Here is a 16890-nt window from a genome sequence, read left to right as displayed (position 1 = left end):
AACCCCCACCCCCCTGCAACAGGGAAATGAGGGAATCCTTACGTATAGTATACACAATTACGACATAATTACAGCTCGAAATTGTATAGTGGTGTGCTCAGGTAACGTTCTCCATTACTTGGAACAATGACAACGATCCGTTTACCCTTGCCCAATTGCTTAGCAAGTTTCAAAGCCGCATGAACAGCCGCGCCAGATGAAATACCGGACAAAATGCCCTCTTCCTTGGCCACTCTACGTGCTACCTCGAAAGCTTCATCGTTTTCTACATGAATAATTTCATCATAGATATCACGGTTTAAAATTTCAGGAATAAAGTTTGCACCCAGCCCTTGGATCTTGTGGGGTCCTGGCTTACCGCCTGCTAACAGCGGGGAAGAGGCAGGCTCTACAGCCACAACTTTAATATCAGGGAATTCTTTCTTAAGCACTTCTCCGGCACCAGAAATGGTTCCGCCAGTACCTATTCCCGCTATAAAAGCATCCAGAGTTCCGCCAATGGAACGAATGGCTTCCACAATCTCAGGACCGGTCGTTTCACGGTGAATTTTGATATTAGCTTTGTTCTTGAACTGCTCAGCAGCAAAATATTCCGGATTTTCACTCAGCAATTCTTCCATTTTCTTAACGGACCCGTTCATACCTTCTGATCCTGGTGTTAACACAAGTTCGGCTCCATAAGCACGCAGCAAATTACGACGCTCTATGCTCATCGTTTCTGGCATAACGATTACTGCTTTATAACCCTTCGCAGCAGCAACCATAGCCAAGCCGATTCCTGTATTACCGCTAGTTGCTTCAATAATCGTACCGCCTGGCTTAAGCAAACCTTCACGTTCAGCCTCTTCTACCATGCTAATCGCAATACGATCTTTTACACTGGAGCCTGGGTTCTGATATTCCAGTTTCAAATAAATTTCGGCGCTATCTTCCGGTACGATCCGGTTGAGCCGAACGAGGGGAGTTTCCCCGATAAGTTCGGTGATGTTATTAACAACTTTAGCCATGATAATTCCTCCCTGACTGTAGATGATATATTAAAAATTGCGAAATCATATTGTAGATCAATCTTAGTCAATCACTTTAGTTTTGTACCGTTCATTTAATTTCCGATAAAAATAGTGGGTTTTATACGCTAATCATAACAATCTTCAATTCCAATGTCAATACGAGTGAGTAAGCTGCGATGCTGTCAACCCGCGTTATCAGCATCGCGCTTCCTTCAAACCAATATTCTTTCACTACGTTACAGAGCAGCGGAGGATGCATCTTTTCCAGATAAAATACGCGCTCCATATTTATCACGTAGACTCTTCTCGACCTCTTCCAAAGGAGCGGCCTGTGCAAGCGCAAGAGATCGGCGAATTTGCTGCCGGATCTGCTGCTTATCCGGAGAACTCTTCAACCGGACATCCTGTACATAAATGACAGCATAGCCATCGTTAACAGAGATCGGACCTGCAACATCCCCGGAGGTTAGCTCTCTCGCCGCCTTCATGATCGCCTCCGGTTGCAATGGATCATATTCATCCACCCATCCCAACTGCCCGCTGCTATCCTTGCCAAAAGGCTTACCTGAGTACTCTTGAATCAGCACATCGAAGCTCTCCCCTTGCTTGACCCGATCTAGCAACGCTTCTGCTTCCTCCGCATTATCCACATAAAGAGCTGCCAATTGGATCTGCTTACCGAAGGCAAATTCCTCAGGGTGCTGTTCCCAATACTCGTCAATCTCAGCTTCCTGAACCTGAATACCCTGCGTGGCTATTTTCTCCAAACCAATCCGGTATTCCGCTTCATTCCGCAAGTCAACCGGATCTAAGCCAAACTGTCGCTGCATTTCATCAAAGTAGGCATGATCTGAGTCATACCCTTTACTATCCTGCTCCAGCACCTGCTGTAAATCCTCTTGGGTGATCTTGATACCGAGACGCTTGGTTTCAGCCTGCACGGCTTTACGATTCAACATTTGCAGCAGCGTATTGGTTCCATATCGCTTTTTCAGTTCCGCTACCCACTGTTCCTCCGATATGCCTTCCTGACCCATCTCCGCCACAGTATGATCGCCGTCATCCTTGCTTACATCACCCGGCTTTGACAGCCCCCGAAGCATGATAAGACCACTTAAGGCGGCGACGCTAACGGTCAGAATAATGACAGCTGTCCATAATCCTTTTTCCCGTGTAGTCATCGCTTGCACCGCCCATCCGGTTAGGATTTGGCTTGATCTAACAGATTTTGCAATTCATCCTTATTAAACTGATAAGCCTCATTACAAAAGTGACATACGACCTCAGCCTGTCCGTCTTCCTCAATTAACTGCTCTAATTCGCTTTCTCCCAAACTGATCAATGTTTTTTCCACGCGCTCACGTGAACACTCACATTGAAAATGGATATCCAATTCATCGAGAATCCGAACGTCCGGCAGCATCCAGCGCAGCATTTCATCAAGTTCCAACCCTTGATCCAGCAAAGCAGTAACGGGGGGAATGGAGCTGACTGCATTTTCGATCGCAGTAATCTCATCATCATTCAAGCCTGGAAGCAACTGAATAATAAATCCACCAGCCACAATAACCGAGTTATCAGTATCTACCAACACACCCAAGCCCACCGCTGACGGGGTCTGTTCCGATTTGGCAAAATAATAGGTAAAGTCCTCACCCAGTTCACCGGAAATAATCGGAGTACTGCCGCGATACGGTTCTTTTAACCCCAAATCCTTGATGATATGAATGAACCCCTCTGTACCTACGGCACCCGCTACATCCAGTTTGCCCATACTATTGCTTGGCAAATGCACATGCGGTTCAGTAACATAACCTCGCACTTCCCCTACAGCATTGGCATCAACGATGATTTGCCCAATCGGTCCATCACCTTTAACTTGAATGGTCAAGCGCTCTTTGCCTTTTAGCATAGAACCCATAATAGCACCTGCTGTGAGGGTTCGCCCCAAAGCAGCGGTAGCCGTTGGATACGTATCATGTCTTCTCCGCAATTCCTCTACCAATTGAGTTGTCCGAACAGCAAAAGCTCTAACCCTCCCATCCATGGCTGTGCCACGAATAAGTCGATCCTGCTTATTTTCCATATTGATATCCTCCCCTATTCACCAGGACAGCTATGCTGCTTATTTTCGTTAGTATTGCTCATCATTGAAGCATAATTTCCTACTATATAAACAACCTGCATCTACAGATCACGCGAATTGTTCAAAAACGTAACATATTTCAGTATAGACGAAAAACGCCGCTAATCCAAACCGATAAGATCATTCGGTTGGACTCAGCGGCAGCTTATATCCACTTTTTTTATTCGGCGTTACGTTGGTAAATGATGCGTAATCCTTCGAGCGTCAACATCGGCAACACTTTCTGAATGCTCTCTGTCTCTGATGCGATTAGCTCTGCAAGACCTCCGGTAGCAATAACTGTAGGCTCCGCCCGCATTTCTTCCTTAATGCGCCGCACAATGCCATCCACTTGCCCAGCATAACCGAAGATAATCCCAGCTTGCATGGCATGAACCGTATTACGACCAATAACCTTTTTGGGTTTCTCCAACTCGATGCGGGGTAGCTTGGAAGCCCGTTGATACAGTGCCTCTGTCGAAATCCCGATACCCGGCACAATGACACCGCCCAAGTAGTTTCCCTTATCGTCAATACAATCAAACGTCGTCGCTGTCCCAAAATCCACCACAACCAGCGGCCCGCCGAACCGTTCGACAGCCGCAACAGCGTTCACGATCCGATCCGCGCCTACTTCACGCGGATTCTCATAACGCAGGTTAAGACCGGTCTTGATTCCCGGTCCGACGATTAACGGCGTTTTGCCTATGTATTTATCGCACATTTCTTCTAATACACGGACCAACGGCGGAACGACAGAGGAAATAATAACTCCCTGGATGTCATCCTTTAATACGCCACCCATACTAAAAAGATTATGTATGAGTACGCCGTATTCATCTGCGGTTGCCTGTCTGGAGGTACTAATCCGGTAATGGTGCAACAGCTCCCGCCCTTCGTACATCCCCAGAACAATATTGGTATTACCTACATCCACTACAAGAATCAATGGGTGTCACCTATCTTTCTTTGCGTTAAGGTCAAGGCTGATATCCAGGTTATGAAAAGAGTATGTCAGCCTGCCTACAGAAATCACATCTACGCCGCTCTCAGCCATCTCACGCACTGTATCCAGCGATACATTGCCCGAGGCTTCTGTTTTGACATGTGGTGCCCGTTCCCGAATGAACCGAACGGCTTCCTTCATATCTGGGGCAGACATGTTATCCAGCATAATGATATCCGCCCCAGCTTCCAGGGCTTCCTGAACTTGTTTCATGTTTTCCGTCTCTACTTCAATGGTCATCGTATGCGGTATATGCGCGCGCGCTCGACTTACAGCTTGTTCAATCCCACCTGCACCCTTAATATGATTATCCTTAATCATAACAGCATCGTACAGGCCAAAGCGATGATTCGAGCCACCGCCTACACGCACAGCATACTTCTCCAGCAGCCGATGTCCTGGTGTTGTTTTACGTGTATCCACCAAGCGAGTGGACAAACCATGCAATTGATCTATAAAAGCCCGAGTCCGCGTGGCAATGCCAGACATCCGTTGGAGCAAATTTAACGCCAGTCGTTCTCCAGTCAAAATCGCATGGGTACTACCCGTCACTTCCGCCAAAACGCTTCCCTTTTCAATCCACTGTCCATCCGTCACCAGCGGAGTGAACGACAAGAAAGGGTCCACTACCTGAAATACAAGGGCAGCCACGGGTAAACCGGCAACCACGCCGCTCTCCTTGGCATGAATGACAGCCTTGGAATGGTGGCCCTGCTCAATCGTCCAGCGCGTGGTTACATCGCCAGAGCCCGTATCTTCTCGCAGCCAGCTGCGAATTTGTGCTGTCAGTTCTTCCTGATATCCACTAAACTCTCCATAAAGCTCGCTGTTAGATGTCATGAACGTACTCCTCCGTTATCCCTTGCTCACGTCTCTGCTGAACATGCTTTCGCCAGACGCTATCATCTGTCTCAGGAAAATCCTCGCGATAATGCGCTCCCCGGCTCTCCTCACGTAGCAGCGCACCATCTGTTACTAATAAAGCACAGGTGAGCAAATTGGCAAATTCGATCTCTTCCCGGCTGGCGATCATACCCTCAAAAATAGGCATTTGCCCTTGCAACTCATCTAATGCTGCTTGCAGCCCCTCGCCGTGCCGCCGAACTCCAGCATAACGAACCATTGCTTCTTGCAGCTTATGCCGCTGCTCCGCGACCGATGAAGCCGGGAACTCTGTACGGTTATCGCTATAAGATATCAACGTATGGCCGACCAGCGGTGGCAATGAATGCAGTCGCTCAATAATCCTGCTGGCGAATACAATAGCTTCAGATAACGAATTGCTCGCCAGACGATTAGCTCCGTGAACACCTGTAGAAGAGGTCTCCCCGCAGGCGAACAAACGCGCAATAGAGCTTTCCCCGTGTAAATTGGTCTGAACACCACCCATCATATAATGAGCAGCAGGCGCAATGGGGATCCAGTCTGTCGTCATATCCAAACCAAATGACAGACATGTCCGATAAATTGTTGGAAAACGTTGCTTCACCCGCTCAGGTGGCTCATGCGTAATATCCAGGTATACAAACGCAGCTTGGGTGCGTTCCATCTCATGAATGATAGCACGAGCTACGATATCTCTGGGTGCAAGCTCCTGCCGGGAATCATACTTGTCCATGAAGCGTTCTCCGTGAATATTGCGTAACACGGCTCCTTCTCCCCGTACGGCTTCGGAAATTAGAAACCTTGGAGCGCCCGGATGGCACAACGCCGTAGGATGAAACTGTATGAATTCCATATCCCGTACAATCGCCCCAGCACGATATGCCATAGCAATACCATCCCCGGTTGCAATATCCGGATTGGTCGTATAGCGGTATAATTGCCCGCTACCTCCTGAGCACAAAATCGTTGCATTAGCGGTTATATACGACCTTTCCCCACCTGGCTTTTGGACGAGGGCCCCAATACACTCACCATGCTCCGTCAGCAGATCAATTACCATGCACTCTTCCCACACTTCGATACCGGGATGGGCAGCAACCTGCTTTGACAACGCACGAACAATTTCATAACCCGTAGCATCTCCATTTGCATGCAAAATACGCCGATGACTATGTGCTCCTTCCCGTGTCAACGCTAGTTCACCATCCACACGGTCAAAGGCCGTTCCCATACGTATTAACTCCTGAATACCAACTGGACCTTCATGGACAAGCGTTCTGACCGCCTCAGATTCACACAGACCTGCACCAGCAATCAGGGTATCTTCCATATGATAAGCTGGTGTATCCTCGTCCGATGTGACAGCAGCGATGCCGCCTTGAGCATAACGCGTGTTGCTTTCCATCAAAGTCTTCTTGGTAATCAGCAACACTTTCCGATTCTCCGCAGCCTTAATCGCCGTATATAAGCCCGCAATGCCCGAGCCGATTATTAACACGTCGGCCTCCAATCGGGTCAATTCCGCTACATCAAAATCAACTAGATATCTTGGAATCATGCCTTCACCTGATTTCACAGAAGAATAGCGCACACCATAGGTTCTACAGTATGCGCTCACGTATATGTTCAAAATGATAGAAAGTCGATTGCAGCGGCTGTTGGCTTTTATAAGCTAAGAAGACGACAGCCGTTTATTTAACAATAAATGTACACAACGTTCCGGTGTCTGTCAAATCACGTTAGCAATAATCTTCCATTTAAAAAACTCCGGAAAACCCATAATACCTGGTTCCCCGGAGCTTACATATACGCTTATTCAACTATCCATCGGATGATTAGGTTGTTGTCGGTGGAGTACCACCGGAGTTGCCCGAATTGTTATCATCCTCTGGCTTTTGCAGATTAGGGATATCATTCGGTTGATCCGTTGTATTCTTAGGCTCGTCATCCTTACCTTGAATACGTACACGGACGTCGCCAATGTTGTCGATCACAGGCTCACCGTTTTCCGGTGTTCTTTCTCCCTCAGTCGTGCCACCATCCAAAGAACCTGTCTCGATCAAACGTTTGATTTGTTCAAGTTCCAAGGTTTCTTCTACCAGCAAGGTTTGAGCAATCAAATGAACCTCTTTGGAATACTTGGTCAGGAGTTCTCTAGCACGCTCATAAGATTCAGTGATGAAGCGATTCATCTCCTGGTCAATCTGATAAGCGATCTGATCACTGTAGTTCTGCTCATGACCGATATCGCGTCCAAGGAATACTTGGCCTTGTGAAGTACCGAACTGCATCGGACCAAGCTTCTCACTCATACCATATTCTACGATCATGCTGCGTGCAATGCTTGTCGCTTGCTGGAAGTCGCTATAGGCTCCCGTTCCGATCTCACCAATGAACAGTTCCTCGGATACGCGTCCACCCAACAATCCAGTGATTTTGTCCAGCAATTCCTGCTTGGTAGTCAGCATGCGGTCTTCCTTCGGAAGCATGATGACATATCCGCCTGCACGTCCACGAGGAATAATCGTTACCTTGTGAACCATGTCGGCATTTTCCAAGAAGAAACCAATAATCGTATGGCCTGCTTCATGATAAGCAACAATTCGTTTCTCGCGGTCACTGATTACGCGGCTGCGTTTTTCTGTACCTACGATAACACGGTCGATGGCTTCATCTACTTCTCGCATCGAAATATCTCTGCGGTTACGACGAGCCGCCAACAAGGCAGCTTCGTTCAACAGATTTTCCAGGTCAGCGCCTGTAAAGCCTGTTGTACGTTTCGCAATTACGTCCAATTTAACATCCTTCGTTAATGGCTTGTTGCGAGCATGTACATACAATACTGCTTCACGGCCTTTAACATCTGGACGGTCAACCGTAATTTGACGGTCAAAACGTCCTGGACGAAGCAACGCCGGGTCTAAAATATCCGGACGGTTTGTAGCCGCTACGATGATGATACCTTCGTTTGCGCCGAATCCATCCATCTCCACGAGCAATTGGTTGAGCGTCTGCTCACGTTCATCATGTCCGCCACCTAATCCGGCGCCACGTTGACGTCCAACGGCATCAATCTCATCAATGAAAATGATACAAGGTGCGTTCTTCTTCGCGTTCTCGAACAAATCACGAACACGGGAAGCACCGACCCCGACGAACATTTCTACAAAATCAGAACCCGAGATGCTGAAAAACGGTACTCCGGCCTCGCCTGCAACAGCTCTCGCCAAGAGTGTTTTACCCGTACCTGGAGGGCCCACTAACAGAACACCTTTTGGAATACGAGCACCCACAGCTGCAAACTTGCGTGGGTCCTTCAAGAATTCTACAACTTCGACAAGCTCCTGCTTCTCTTCGTCAGCCCCTGCCACGTCCTCGAACGTAACTTTCTTCTTCTCTTCGTTATACAGACGGGCTTTGCTCTTGCCGAAGTTCATAACTTTGCCGCCACCGCCCTGTGCCTGATTAAACAGGAAGAAGAACAACAGGAACATGATCACCAAAGGAATGATAGAAGTCAAAAACGTCAGCCAAATGCTTTCGCCTTCCATTTTCTTCTGCACGTATTCAAACCCGTTCGTTTCGCTGGCATTCACCAGTTCACTTAGTGCTTGATCCGTTGGTGGAACATACACGGAAAAATTGGTCGATTTAGCATTAGCCGGCTGCTTCTTATATGCACCGGTTACAAGATAGGCGTAACCGTCAAATTGGACCGTTACTTTAGAGATGTTATTAGCTTTAACCTCTTGCCGTAATTGGTCATATCTAGGGAGATCGGAGGCTTCGTTACTGTTGCTAACAAACTGAACGATACCCACCACAACTAAAAAAAGAATCAAATAAAAACCAGAATTCCGGATGAACCGATTCATCCCCTACCTCCTCTCGAGACACTTAAGTTATTTTACCATAGCCTGTAAGTCCTTCTCAACAAAGGGCCTTATTTAGTCCTAGGACTGGAGGCTGAGATTAGCTGGTGTAGATTTCCGGCTTTAAAATCCCTATGTATGGGAGGTTCCGGTAGTGCTCGGCATAGTCCAGACCATAGCCGACAACAAACGCATCTGGAAGCGTAAATCCAGTATAATCTGCTTCAAGATTAACCGTCCGGCGTGCAGGCTTGTCGAACAAGGTTACGACACATACCGAATTGGCATTACGGTTCTTCAGCAGTTCGATCAAATGCGTCAGCGTCAGGCCGCTGTCGATAATATCTTCGACAATCAGAACGTCGCGTCCTTCCACAGATGCGTCCAAATCCTTAATGATTTTTATGATACCTGAGGATTTTGTGGACGCTCCATAACTTGATACAGCCATGAAATCAAGCTCCAACGGCACTGTAATGGATTTAACCAAATCAGCCATAAAGATAAACGCACCTTTCAGCACGCAAATCACCAATGGATTTTTACCTTCATATTTTACGCTGAGCTGTGCACCCAATTCCTTAATTTTACTCTGAATTTCTTCTTCGCTGATCAATATTTCCTGAATATCATTCTGCAACGGTGTAAACCTCCTAAGTTTATACTATGAAAGCCGTTCCTGCGCAATTACCGGTGCCTCGGACTCTCTCGTCTTTGCCATGACATATATATAACCGAAGACGTGTGCTTTTGCACCGCGGCATGTACAGAACGTCGTACGCCCGGAATCCAGAGAATAGCTCCAGAGTGGTCGCAGACGATGGGAATAACGGAACGCATTGAAGGAGGTATTTTTTCATCAATAAAAATATCTTTAACCTTTTTTCTTCCGTTTAATCCCATTACATACATGGTATCTCCAGGTAATCGCGAGCGTACAGTCAAAGGCAGACTCAATTGATCTGCGTCGAACCACGCTTCCTCCTTATTCGCCGGATGGTCCGCATCCGAATAGGAAGCCCTTCGCCACCGAAGTATACCACCTGCCTCAGGCAACTCTAGCTCACCGGAAATAGGCAATGCACTTAGTCCATAGCACCATTTGCCCATAACGACTTGCGTACGGTCAAACAAAACCGCCTGGTCATATTCGCGGACTCCAACCGCACCGCCTCCCAAATCCAAACTCCATGTAGACGATGCCTCTTGGAGAAGTCTTAGTCGAACGGTCTCAATTTTACGAAAATCAAAATTTTCACTGTCCGAAGGCAGATAATTTAATATTAGTTTAATCAACCTCCGTTGTAAAGCAACGGATAGCTTACGGTATGAAGCGATGGGAAACATGTACCTGCCATTATCCAAGCTCACCATTTTCTCGTATGCCGACAGCGTAGATGCCTCCATAAAGTCATTTTCGTCAGCCATCGTTTCGGCCAACCGGTTTAGGGACGGTGTCAGTCGCTCATTATATTGCCCCAAAAAAGGAAGCACATCCATGCGGATGGCGTTACGGCGGTATTTGGACGATAAATTAGTGCTGTCTATCACATAGGAAAGACCATAAAAGTTACAAAAATCAATCAGGTCAGCCTTGTACATACGTAGCAGCGGGCGAATGAGTTGCACATTTTTTTCCCTGCGCGCCAAACGCATACCCGCCAAACCTGCTGGGCCGCTACCACGCAGCAAGTGCAAGAGAACCGTTTCGGCTTGATCGTCGCCGTGGTGGGCCATTGCAATATGCTGTGCTTCCCACTTTGTAGCCATATCATGTAAAAAGCTGTAGCGCAGCTCGCGGGCTGCTTCCTGTGGTCCCTTCCCGCTCTCCTTCATATAAGCGGGTACATCCACCCGAGTCATTTCAAATGGAAGTTCAAGCTTTTGGGCAATATTGCGTACCTCTTCAGCCTCCGCATCCGATTCCTCTGGTCTGAAGCCATGATGAACGTGAGCGCAGACGAGTTGTAAAGGCATATGTATAACGGATATTTCATGTAAAATGTGCAAAAGGGCCACCGAATCCGGCCCACCGGATACAGCAACCACAATGCGGTCTCCGGGGCTCCACAGTGAATGATCTCGCGCCAAGGCGAGCACTTCCTGTACAACACCGGTCGGTTTTGTTGTTCCCATTCACGACCCTCTTTTCTCCCGACCGTAAAAATGATGATCATCTGTTATCTTATGTAAGTCATGCTGCTACCTTAACGCAATCCAGAGCGCTCCGGCAAGCAGCAAAAGCGATACCGTGAAAGCATATCCCAGCCAGCGTGGGTTCCCTCTTTTGACCGACGATTGCCTGACATGTGCGGAAGCCAAACGTGACCAAGATCGGGCCGCTGCACGAGTATCGGAATATTCTCCACGCACTGCACCCAGTAGCCATTCGGCATAGGGGCGTAATACACGGCTGCGGCGAATGATGACCGTCAATTCTGCCGTATTACGCAACTGTGGCAGCCTGCTCGCAGCCGCCTTTAACGATTCGCTCTCCAATATATGAATCGTTAGAAGAGCGAAGGCAAACAGGTCATACTGGGAATCGGCATTCCGGCTGCCAGCATTCCAGAATCCCCTGTCATACCATTCTGTAAATTGTTTAACACTCCGACCAGCAAGAGACACCCCGCCGTAGTCAATTAATTCAGCCTCTCCATAGGCATTGACCAAAATATTCTGCGGCTTCAGGTCACCAAACACCCATCCTGCCTGATGGAGATCCGCCAGACGATTCAGTATACCGGTTCCAGCCACACCATACCATTCCGGCCCTTTGGCTGCCACAAAACGATGGAGCGGATCACCCTTAACATATCGCATAACATAAAAGGGGATTTCTCCGCTGCGTAACACTACATCATCCACCTCAAACAAAAAGGAAGGATTTCCATTTCGCTGAAGGGCGGCCTGAGTCCCCTGAGACTGCAATGTGGTTAGCACATTAATCTCTGATTGCAGATCAAGCGTGTTCTTCCCCATTTTCAGAGCAAATTGCCGATCGGCCTGTGCTTCTTTTACCAAATATACAGTTCCGTTCGCTCCCCGGCCCAGCAAGCGCTGGATGACATAGCTGCTCCGCTTCCACTTGCCCTTGATGACCGTTCCGGGTGCAAGAACGGGATCAGACGACGTAGTCACCGAGCATCCCTTCTCCTTTGCCATAGGATTCTTCCAGATCTTTCTGTTCTCCTAGTGTAACATATCGGTAATAATCAATCACTTGTAAAATGGCAGGACCTGTCGGTGTTGCCCCTTTCATCCGCAAGCGTCCAAATATCGATTTGATCTGGTTAAGCTCAGAGGTCCAACCGATATCCATAACTGCGTCTTCTCCCATTTTTTCGCCCGGAAAATGAAATACAGATATACGGCTGTGTCCGCTTCTGGACTGTAAACTGAGCAGCAAATCGCGAATGCTGTCCTCTACAGCAGGCAGCTTAGGCTTCATGCTCGCACTTGCATCAATGAGCAAAGCAATCTCCAGGGTGCTTGTTTCTGTCAGCTCATCCATCACCTCAACTACTTGGGCTCGTTTGGCCGGAGGAAGTTCGCCGATATGTTTAGCGCCACCCTCACCCAGAATGTGCGTTAACTCTCTATTAACCGCCTGCTGAATGGTTTGAACCACCGTTTTGCGCGTCATCATCTGCATGGTCTGAGCCAACTGCTTCGTCCCAACGATTTGGCTAAACCCTCCCCCTGCTTTAGCAATTTCTTGAATCTCCGCGCTGCCAAGCTCGCCAATAGTTCCATAATCTATGACTCCGGCGACGTTCACTGTAATACCTTCCCGTAAAGCTTGGGCAGCCGCCATGACTGGACTAACACCTACATTAGAGCATCCGTCTGTAATGATCAAAATTTGCTTCATCGTTTTTTGACCTCCGCTTCCTCTTAATCTATCCCGATAGATTCTATCTTTGCCTAATCCGGAACGATTCAAACGAAGGATGCGGATTTTTAAAAACGAATAAGGAATTTCCCGGGCAATGTCGGATTAGCTCACCGTCCGTGGACGTTCCAACCACCTCATGCCAGGTACATGGAGAGTTGCCCATTCTGGGCGGAAGTGATCTATTTTACTAACGACTACTGTCATATCATCATAGATTTGATTTTGTTGGTATCGAATAACCCTTTCTAGTAAACAGTCGGCCAACTGCTGTGGATCTTCGCTTTCAATTTCCTGAATCATGCGTTTCATCCATATTTCCTTATTAACCGCATAACCCGGTGAGTCGTATATACCGTCTGTAATCATAATGAGAATATCACCCGGCTGGAGCTGCAGTGATACCAAATCAACTTCAATATCCTGTATAATGCCAATCGGCAAGTTGCTGGCAGATACGGGAATGACCTCCTCCCCTCTTTTAATAAAACTCGGCGTAGACCCAATCTTCATAAAGGTTGTCTGGGCCGTGTACTGATCAATCAGCGCCATATCGACCGTAGCATACATTTCCTCAGGTGATCGCAGCATCAGGACAGAGTTAACCGACTTGATCGCCAATTTTTCGTCCATACCCGATTGCAGTAATTCCTCCAAAATGTTAAGTGCTGCACTGCTCTCTTGCTGCGCGCGCTCTCCGTTCCCCATACCATCGCTTAAAGAGACTGCAAAAGTCCCGTTCCCTAGCTCCATCATGCTGTAGCTGTCTCCTGAGAAAAAATCGCCTCCTTTGGCGGCACTAGCTACTCCTGTAGCAATCTCATACGTTTTAGCAGAGCCGAACATGACTGTAGCCAAGCCTTGGCGGCGATCTGCCTCCGTTTCGCGCATCACAGCTATATGCTCGTCCAGTATGTCCGACAAAAGTGGAGCAATGATTTTCCGACATTCATCAAATCCCCTTGTATAGGCATGGACAATCTCAATTTCCACCTGACCTGCATCCAGGTTAATGATCTCAATGGATTGAATGGACAAGCCCAGTCTATCAAGAGCCGCTCGTATTTGCTCTTCCTGCCGATGCATGGTCTGCCCTTCCCGCTGAATTTCTCGCGCTAAATCCTCCATGATTTGTGATACACCCGATAGTTGGTCAGCAACAAGCTGACGACTATCGTATACTTGGCGCTTCCACTGCATATTATGTTGGTAGAGGCTATACTGCTGCTTCATTACTTGCAGGACAGCGCCCGTTTTAGCACATGCCTTGCTCCATTGCGGGGGTATCTGCTCCGGCTCCAAATCCGGGTTATCCTCAATGGCGCTCATCATTTCCGTCATATACTGATGAGTTTGCATAAACTTGCCGTCCCAGCACTGCTCACACTTGAAACAGGAGGCACATGTCCCTTCCGCCACCGCATTCATAAAGTGTTCGATTTCACCATCCGACTTCGTGCTCTCACTCGCAGATATCTGATGAAAGCTGCGGGATAGCTGACTGAATACACGGGAAAACTTCGTTACCCGCTCTGCGGTGAGATCGCGGACCCTTTTGGCATACTCATGCTGAGATTTGGCGTGGTCCTGCGTACCGGGAACATAGGTAGAAACCGCTTTAAAGAAACTTTTTGGGGTCATTAAGAATAATAGAATTGCCGCACAGCTCTCCCAGGTTGACGTCAGCACGTCTCCGGTCCCGTCCAAATAGATCGTCAGAATTGAGGAGCCTAGCAGCATCCCAAGCGCAACAGCACCTTTTTTTCCTTCACGCAGCATTCCTGCCAGCAAACCTGCAAAAGCGAGTAAACTCATCTGCACAATTGCAGACATATTGGCCAAGCTTAAAATTAAGCCAGTAATTACACCGACCGATGCACCCAGCGAAGCACCTCCCACCAAAGCAAACACCAAGACCAAATATCGCGACAGTACATGATCGACAGACAATGAATGAACAGTCCATCCTACTGCTCCCGTCATCACAGAGGCTAATAAAATAATAAGACATAAAATTTCCTCATTCTTGAGCTGGCTTGTCTTCTTGCGGTACGTAAACAACGGTATGGCCTGCGTGAACACCAGCGTAAGCATAAAGCTGAGAACCGCATCCGTTCCCACAATGATAAGTTCATACCATGTGAAAGTTGGAGCCATCACGGCGTTAAATAAATTGACCATAAACACAGACAAGAAAACCATAAGCGGGGCATAGGATAATTCCAGACGGTCGAAGGTTCGTAGCCCGCGATACAGGAGATAAAATACCAGTAGCTCACCACCAATCATAAATAACGATGGGTAAGGAGCTAACAGACTGCCTAACACAACTGATACAGCTACAGGCAGCATCAGATCACGCCGAAGAAACGTTATGACCGCAAAATAAGCGAGGGCAAAGGGAGAAAGCTCGTCCAAAATAGTGGCGCGTCCCAGTAGAACTCCCATAGCTGACAATAGCAGCATCCATCTTTGCGCCGTTACCCATTGCACCACTTTATGTGAATCCAGCCGTTTCTTGAGTCTGGAAGACCAACCTTCCGTACGCTCTTTGGATTTGGACTTTCTAGATTTTAACCCCGGAAAATGTACCACGTTCCATTTCTCCATCATGCGTCAGGCACCCCATTCATCAATTTGATGTTCCCATCTTAAACCGGAATGATTGAGAAAGTTTGTCAGAACCTCACGTCTTATTCCAAGAAATTTCCGACAAAAAAACGTTCTTCGCGAAAGGACAGAGCATCACTCTGAACATCAAGCTACGCCCGTATGGAAGCTGATGGAAGAAGCGTCCCACTCCTCCTTGCATGACCTCTCGATGTCGTCCATCCCGATGCCCAGACTAGCGATTTGCACAGAAGATAGACGGAAAACCGTTGGAGTTTGTCGGACGATTATGTCCTCACGACAAAAAAAACATCCACTTTCCAGCATCGAAGCTCTTTTCTTCTTCATCAAAATTGCGAATCTCATGAATGCCCGTACGACTAACCACTGGATTCAGCGCCGACAGCCGCTGCTTATCGCATCTGTTGTCGGCAGAACGCAAAAAAACCGTAGCAGTCTCTCGACTGTACGGTTTTCCGTGTATGATTGATACGGTTGTCAAAGTGAATTAAACACGCTTCGCGCCGCGTCCTCCGCGTTTACCTTCGGTGTTCTTTTTCAGCGACGAAATGCGTTCCTCACTATCTTTCAGGAAGCGTGACATTTTATCCTCAAATGAAGGTTTACCCGGTGCAGGCTTGAAAGAACGGCCTCCACGATCGCGGTTGAAACCACCGCCACCACCACCGCGTCCTTGACTTGGACCTGAACCTCCACCGCCGAAACGGTCGCCTCCGCCTGGTCCTCCTGTACGCTCCGGTCTTGGAGCTCTTGGGGGACGGGCTTCACTTGCCGGCTTGTCAATCGTTTGCTTAATGGAAAGTCCGATTTTGCCATCTTTGTCAACATTAATGACTTTCACCGTCACAACATCATTAATCTTCAGGTGGTCGTTAACATCCTTAACATAGTTATCGGCGATTTCCGAGATGTGAACGAGACCCGTGACACCTCCAGACAAATCCACAAATGCTCCAAAATGCGTGATGCCTGTCACTTTGCCCTCTAACTTGGTGCCCACTTCAATTGCCATAGAATAAAATGATCCTCCCTTAAAATATACAACCGATTTTTTTGCAAAAAAATCCCGCTGTGGTGATTTGATTATACAAAATGGCGGAACCAAGGTCAACTAAGCATTGGCCCGATAATGTTCCTATTTCTGATCTCCGATGATTGGCGTCTCTTCCGGTTTGTAAAGACCGTACTTGCTTCTGGCAATCTCGCCAATGTACTCAGGGTCCTTGAGACGATTCACTTCGGTTTGAAGCTGTTGTTCCGTTTGTGTAGCAGCTTGCTTCTGCTTTTCCTTCTGGGTGAGCTGTTCACTTCGATCGGCCATAATCATGCCTTGAGAAAAAAAGGTAAAAATTGCCCAACTACCAAAGGCGGCAAGCGATAGCAACCAAATCATGATTCGCCTGCGCCCGCCCGCGTTGGACTTGGACGTAGAAGATGAATGGCGATCTACAGACGAATTACGCATG

15 protein-coding genes are annotated in these 16890 nt (G+C 47.8%); all 15 read right to left on the bottom strand.

Annotation, left to right across the window (positions count from 1 at the left end; genetic code table 11):
• Positions 1-68: 68 nt before the first annotated feature.
• The 15 genes from cysK to KAI36_RS00250 all read right to left on the bottom strand — a co-directional run bounded on the left by cysK (position 69) and on the right by KAI36_RS00250 (position 16889).
• Positions 69-1007, bottom strand: a complete 939-nt coding sequence (gene cysK / locus KAI36_RS00320; protein WP_028542507.1) for a cysteine synthase A — start codon at positions 1005-1007, stop codon at positions 69-71.
• A 239-nt stretch (positions 1008-1246) separates the two neighbouring features.
• Entirely contained in the window at positions 1247-2191 is a 945-nt protein-coding gene (locus KAI36_RS00315; protein ID WP_220026539.1) for a peptidyl-prolyl cis-trans isomerase, read from the bottom strand.
• Positions 2192-2211: 20 nt separating this feature from the next.
• Positions 2212-3096 (bottom strand): Hsp33 family molecular chaperone HslO, encoded by an 885-nt coding sequence (gene hslO, locus KAI36_RS00310; protein ID WP_220026538.1) that lies wholly within the window; start codon positions 3094-3096, stop codon positions 2212-2214.
• 220 nt (positions 3097-3316) lie between these two features.
• Entirely contained in the window at positions 3317-4084 is a 768-nt protein-coding gene (locus KAI36_RS00305) for a type III pantothenate kinase (protein ID WP_220026537.1), read from the bottom strand.
• A 6-nt stretch (positions 4085-4090) separates the two neighbouring features.
• Positions 4091-4981 (bottom strand): carboxylating nicotinate-nucleotide diphosphorylase, encoded by an 891-nt coding sequence (gene nadC / locus KAI36_RS00300; protein WP_220026536.1) that lies wholly within the window; start codon positions 4979-4981, stop codon positions 4091-4093.
• Positions 4971-6584: an L-aspartate oxidase gene (gene nadB, locus KAI36_RS00295; RefSeq protein WP_220026535.1), complete on the bottom strand. Its 1614-nt coding sequence runs from the start codon at positions 6582-6584 to the stop codon at positions 4971-4973. The genes nadC and nadB overlap by 11 nt, the downstream gene beginning before the upstream one ends.
• Before the next feature lie 277 nt (positions 6585-6861).
• A complete protein-coding gene (ftsH, locus tag KAI36_RS00290) occupies positions 6862-8901 on the bottom strand; it encodes an ATP-dependent zinc metalloprotease FtsH (protein ID WP_220026534.1) in 2040 nt (679 codons plus the stop codon).
• A 97-nt stretch (positions 8902-8998) separates the two neighbouring features.
• Positions 8999-9538 (bottom strand): hypoxanthine phosphoribosyltransferase, encoded by a 540-nt coding sequence (gene hpt / locus KAI36_RS00285; RefSeq protein WP_023986447.1) that lies wholly within the window; start codon positions 9536-9538, stop codon positions 8999-9001.
• 47 nt (positions 9539-9585) lie between these two features.
• The gene (gene tilS, locus KAI36_RS00280) at positions 9586-11034 is read right to left on the bottom strand and encodes a tRNA lysidine(34) synthetase TilS (protein WP_220026533.1); all 1449 of its coding nucleotides are present in this window, start codon (positions 11032-11034) and stop codon (positions 9586-9588) included.
• 66 nt (positions 11035-11100) lie between these two features.
• Entirely contained in the window at positions 11101-12039 is a 939-nt protein-coding gene (locus tag KAI36_RS00275) for a protein kinase domain-containing protein (protein WP_023986445.1), read from the bottom strand.
• Complete coding sequence (locus tag KAI36_RS00270) at positions 12023-12772, bottom strand: vWA domain-containing protein (protein ID WP_220026532.1); 750 nt, start codon at positions 12770-12772, stop codon at positions 12023-12025. The genes KAI36_RS00275 and KAI36_RS00270 overlap by 17 nt, the downstream gene beginning before the upstream one ends.
• A 126-nt stretch (positions 12773-12898) precedes the next feature.
• A complete protein-coding gene (gene spoIIE / locus KAI36_RS00265) occupies positions 12899-15406 on the bottom strand; it encodes a stage II sporulation protein E (protein WP_220026531.1) in 2508 nt (835 codons plus the stop codon).
• A 292-nt stretch (positions 15407-15698) separates the two neighbouring features.
• Complete coding sequence (locus tag KAI36_RS00260; protein WP_220026530.1) at positions 15699-15905, bottom strand: hypothetical protein; 207 nt, start codon at positions 15903-15905, stop codon at positions 15699-15701.
• A gap of 6 nt (positions 15906-15911) precedes the next feature.
• Positions 15912-16436, bottom strand: a complete 525-nt coding sequence (locus tag KAI36_RS00255; RefSeq protein WP_014279051.1) for a S1 domain-containing RNA-binding protein — start codon at positions 16434-16436, stop codon at positions 15912-15914.
• A 123-nt stretch (positions 16437-16559) separates the two neighbouring features.
• Positions 16560-16889 (bottom strand): FtsB family cell division protein, encoded by a 330-nt coding sequence (locus KAI36_RS00250; protein ID WP_013308137.1) that lies wholly within the window; start codon positions 16887-16889, stop codon positions 16560-16562.
• Between the last annotated feature and the right edge of the window lies 1 nt (position 16890).

Origin of the sequence: Paenibacillus sp. S02 (genome assembly GCF_019454065.1) — a bacterium.
Lineage (GTDB): Bacteria > Bacillota > Bacilli > Paenibacillales > Paenibacillaceae > Paenibacillus > Paenibacillus polymyxa_B.
The sequence above is the reverse complement of the archived record's forward strand: the minus strand, read 5'-3'. Positions and strand labels throughout refer to the sequence as shown.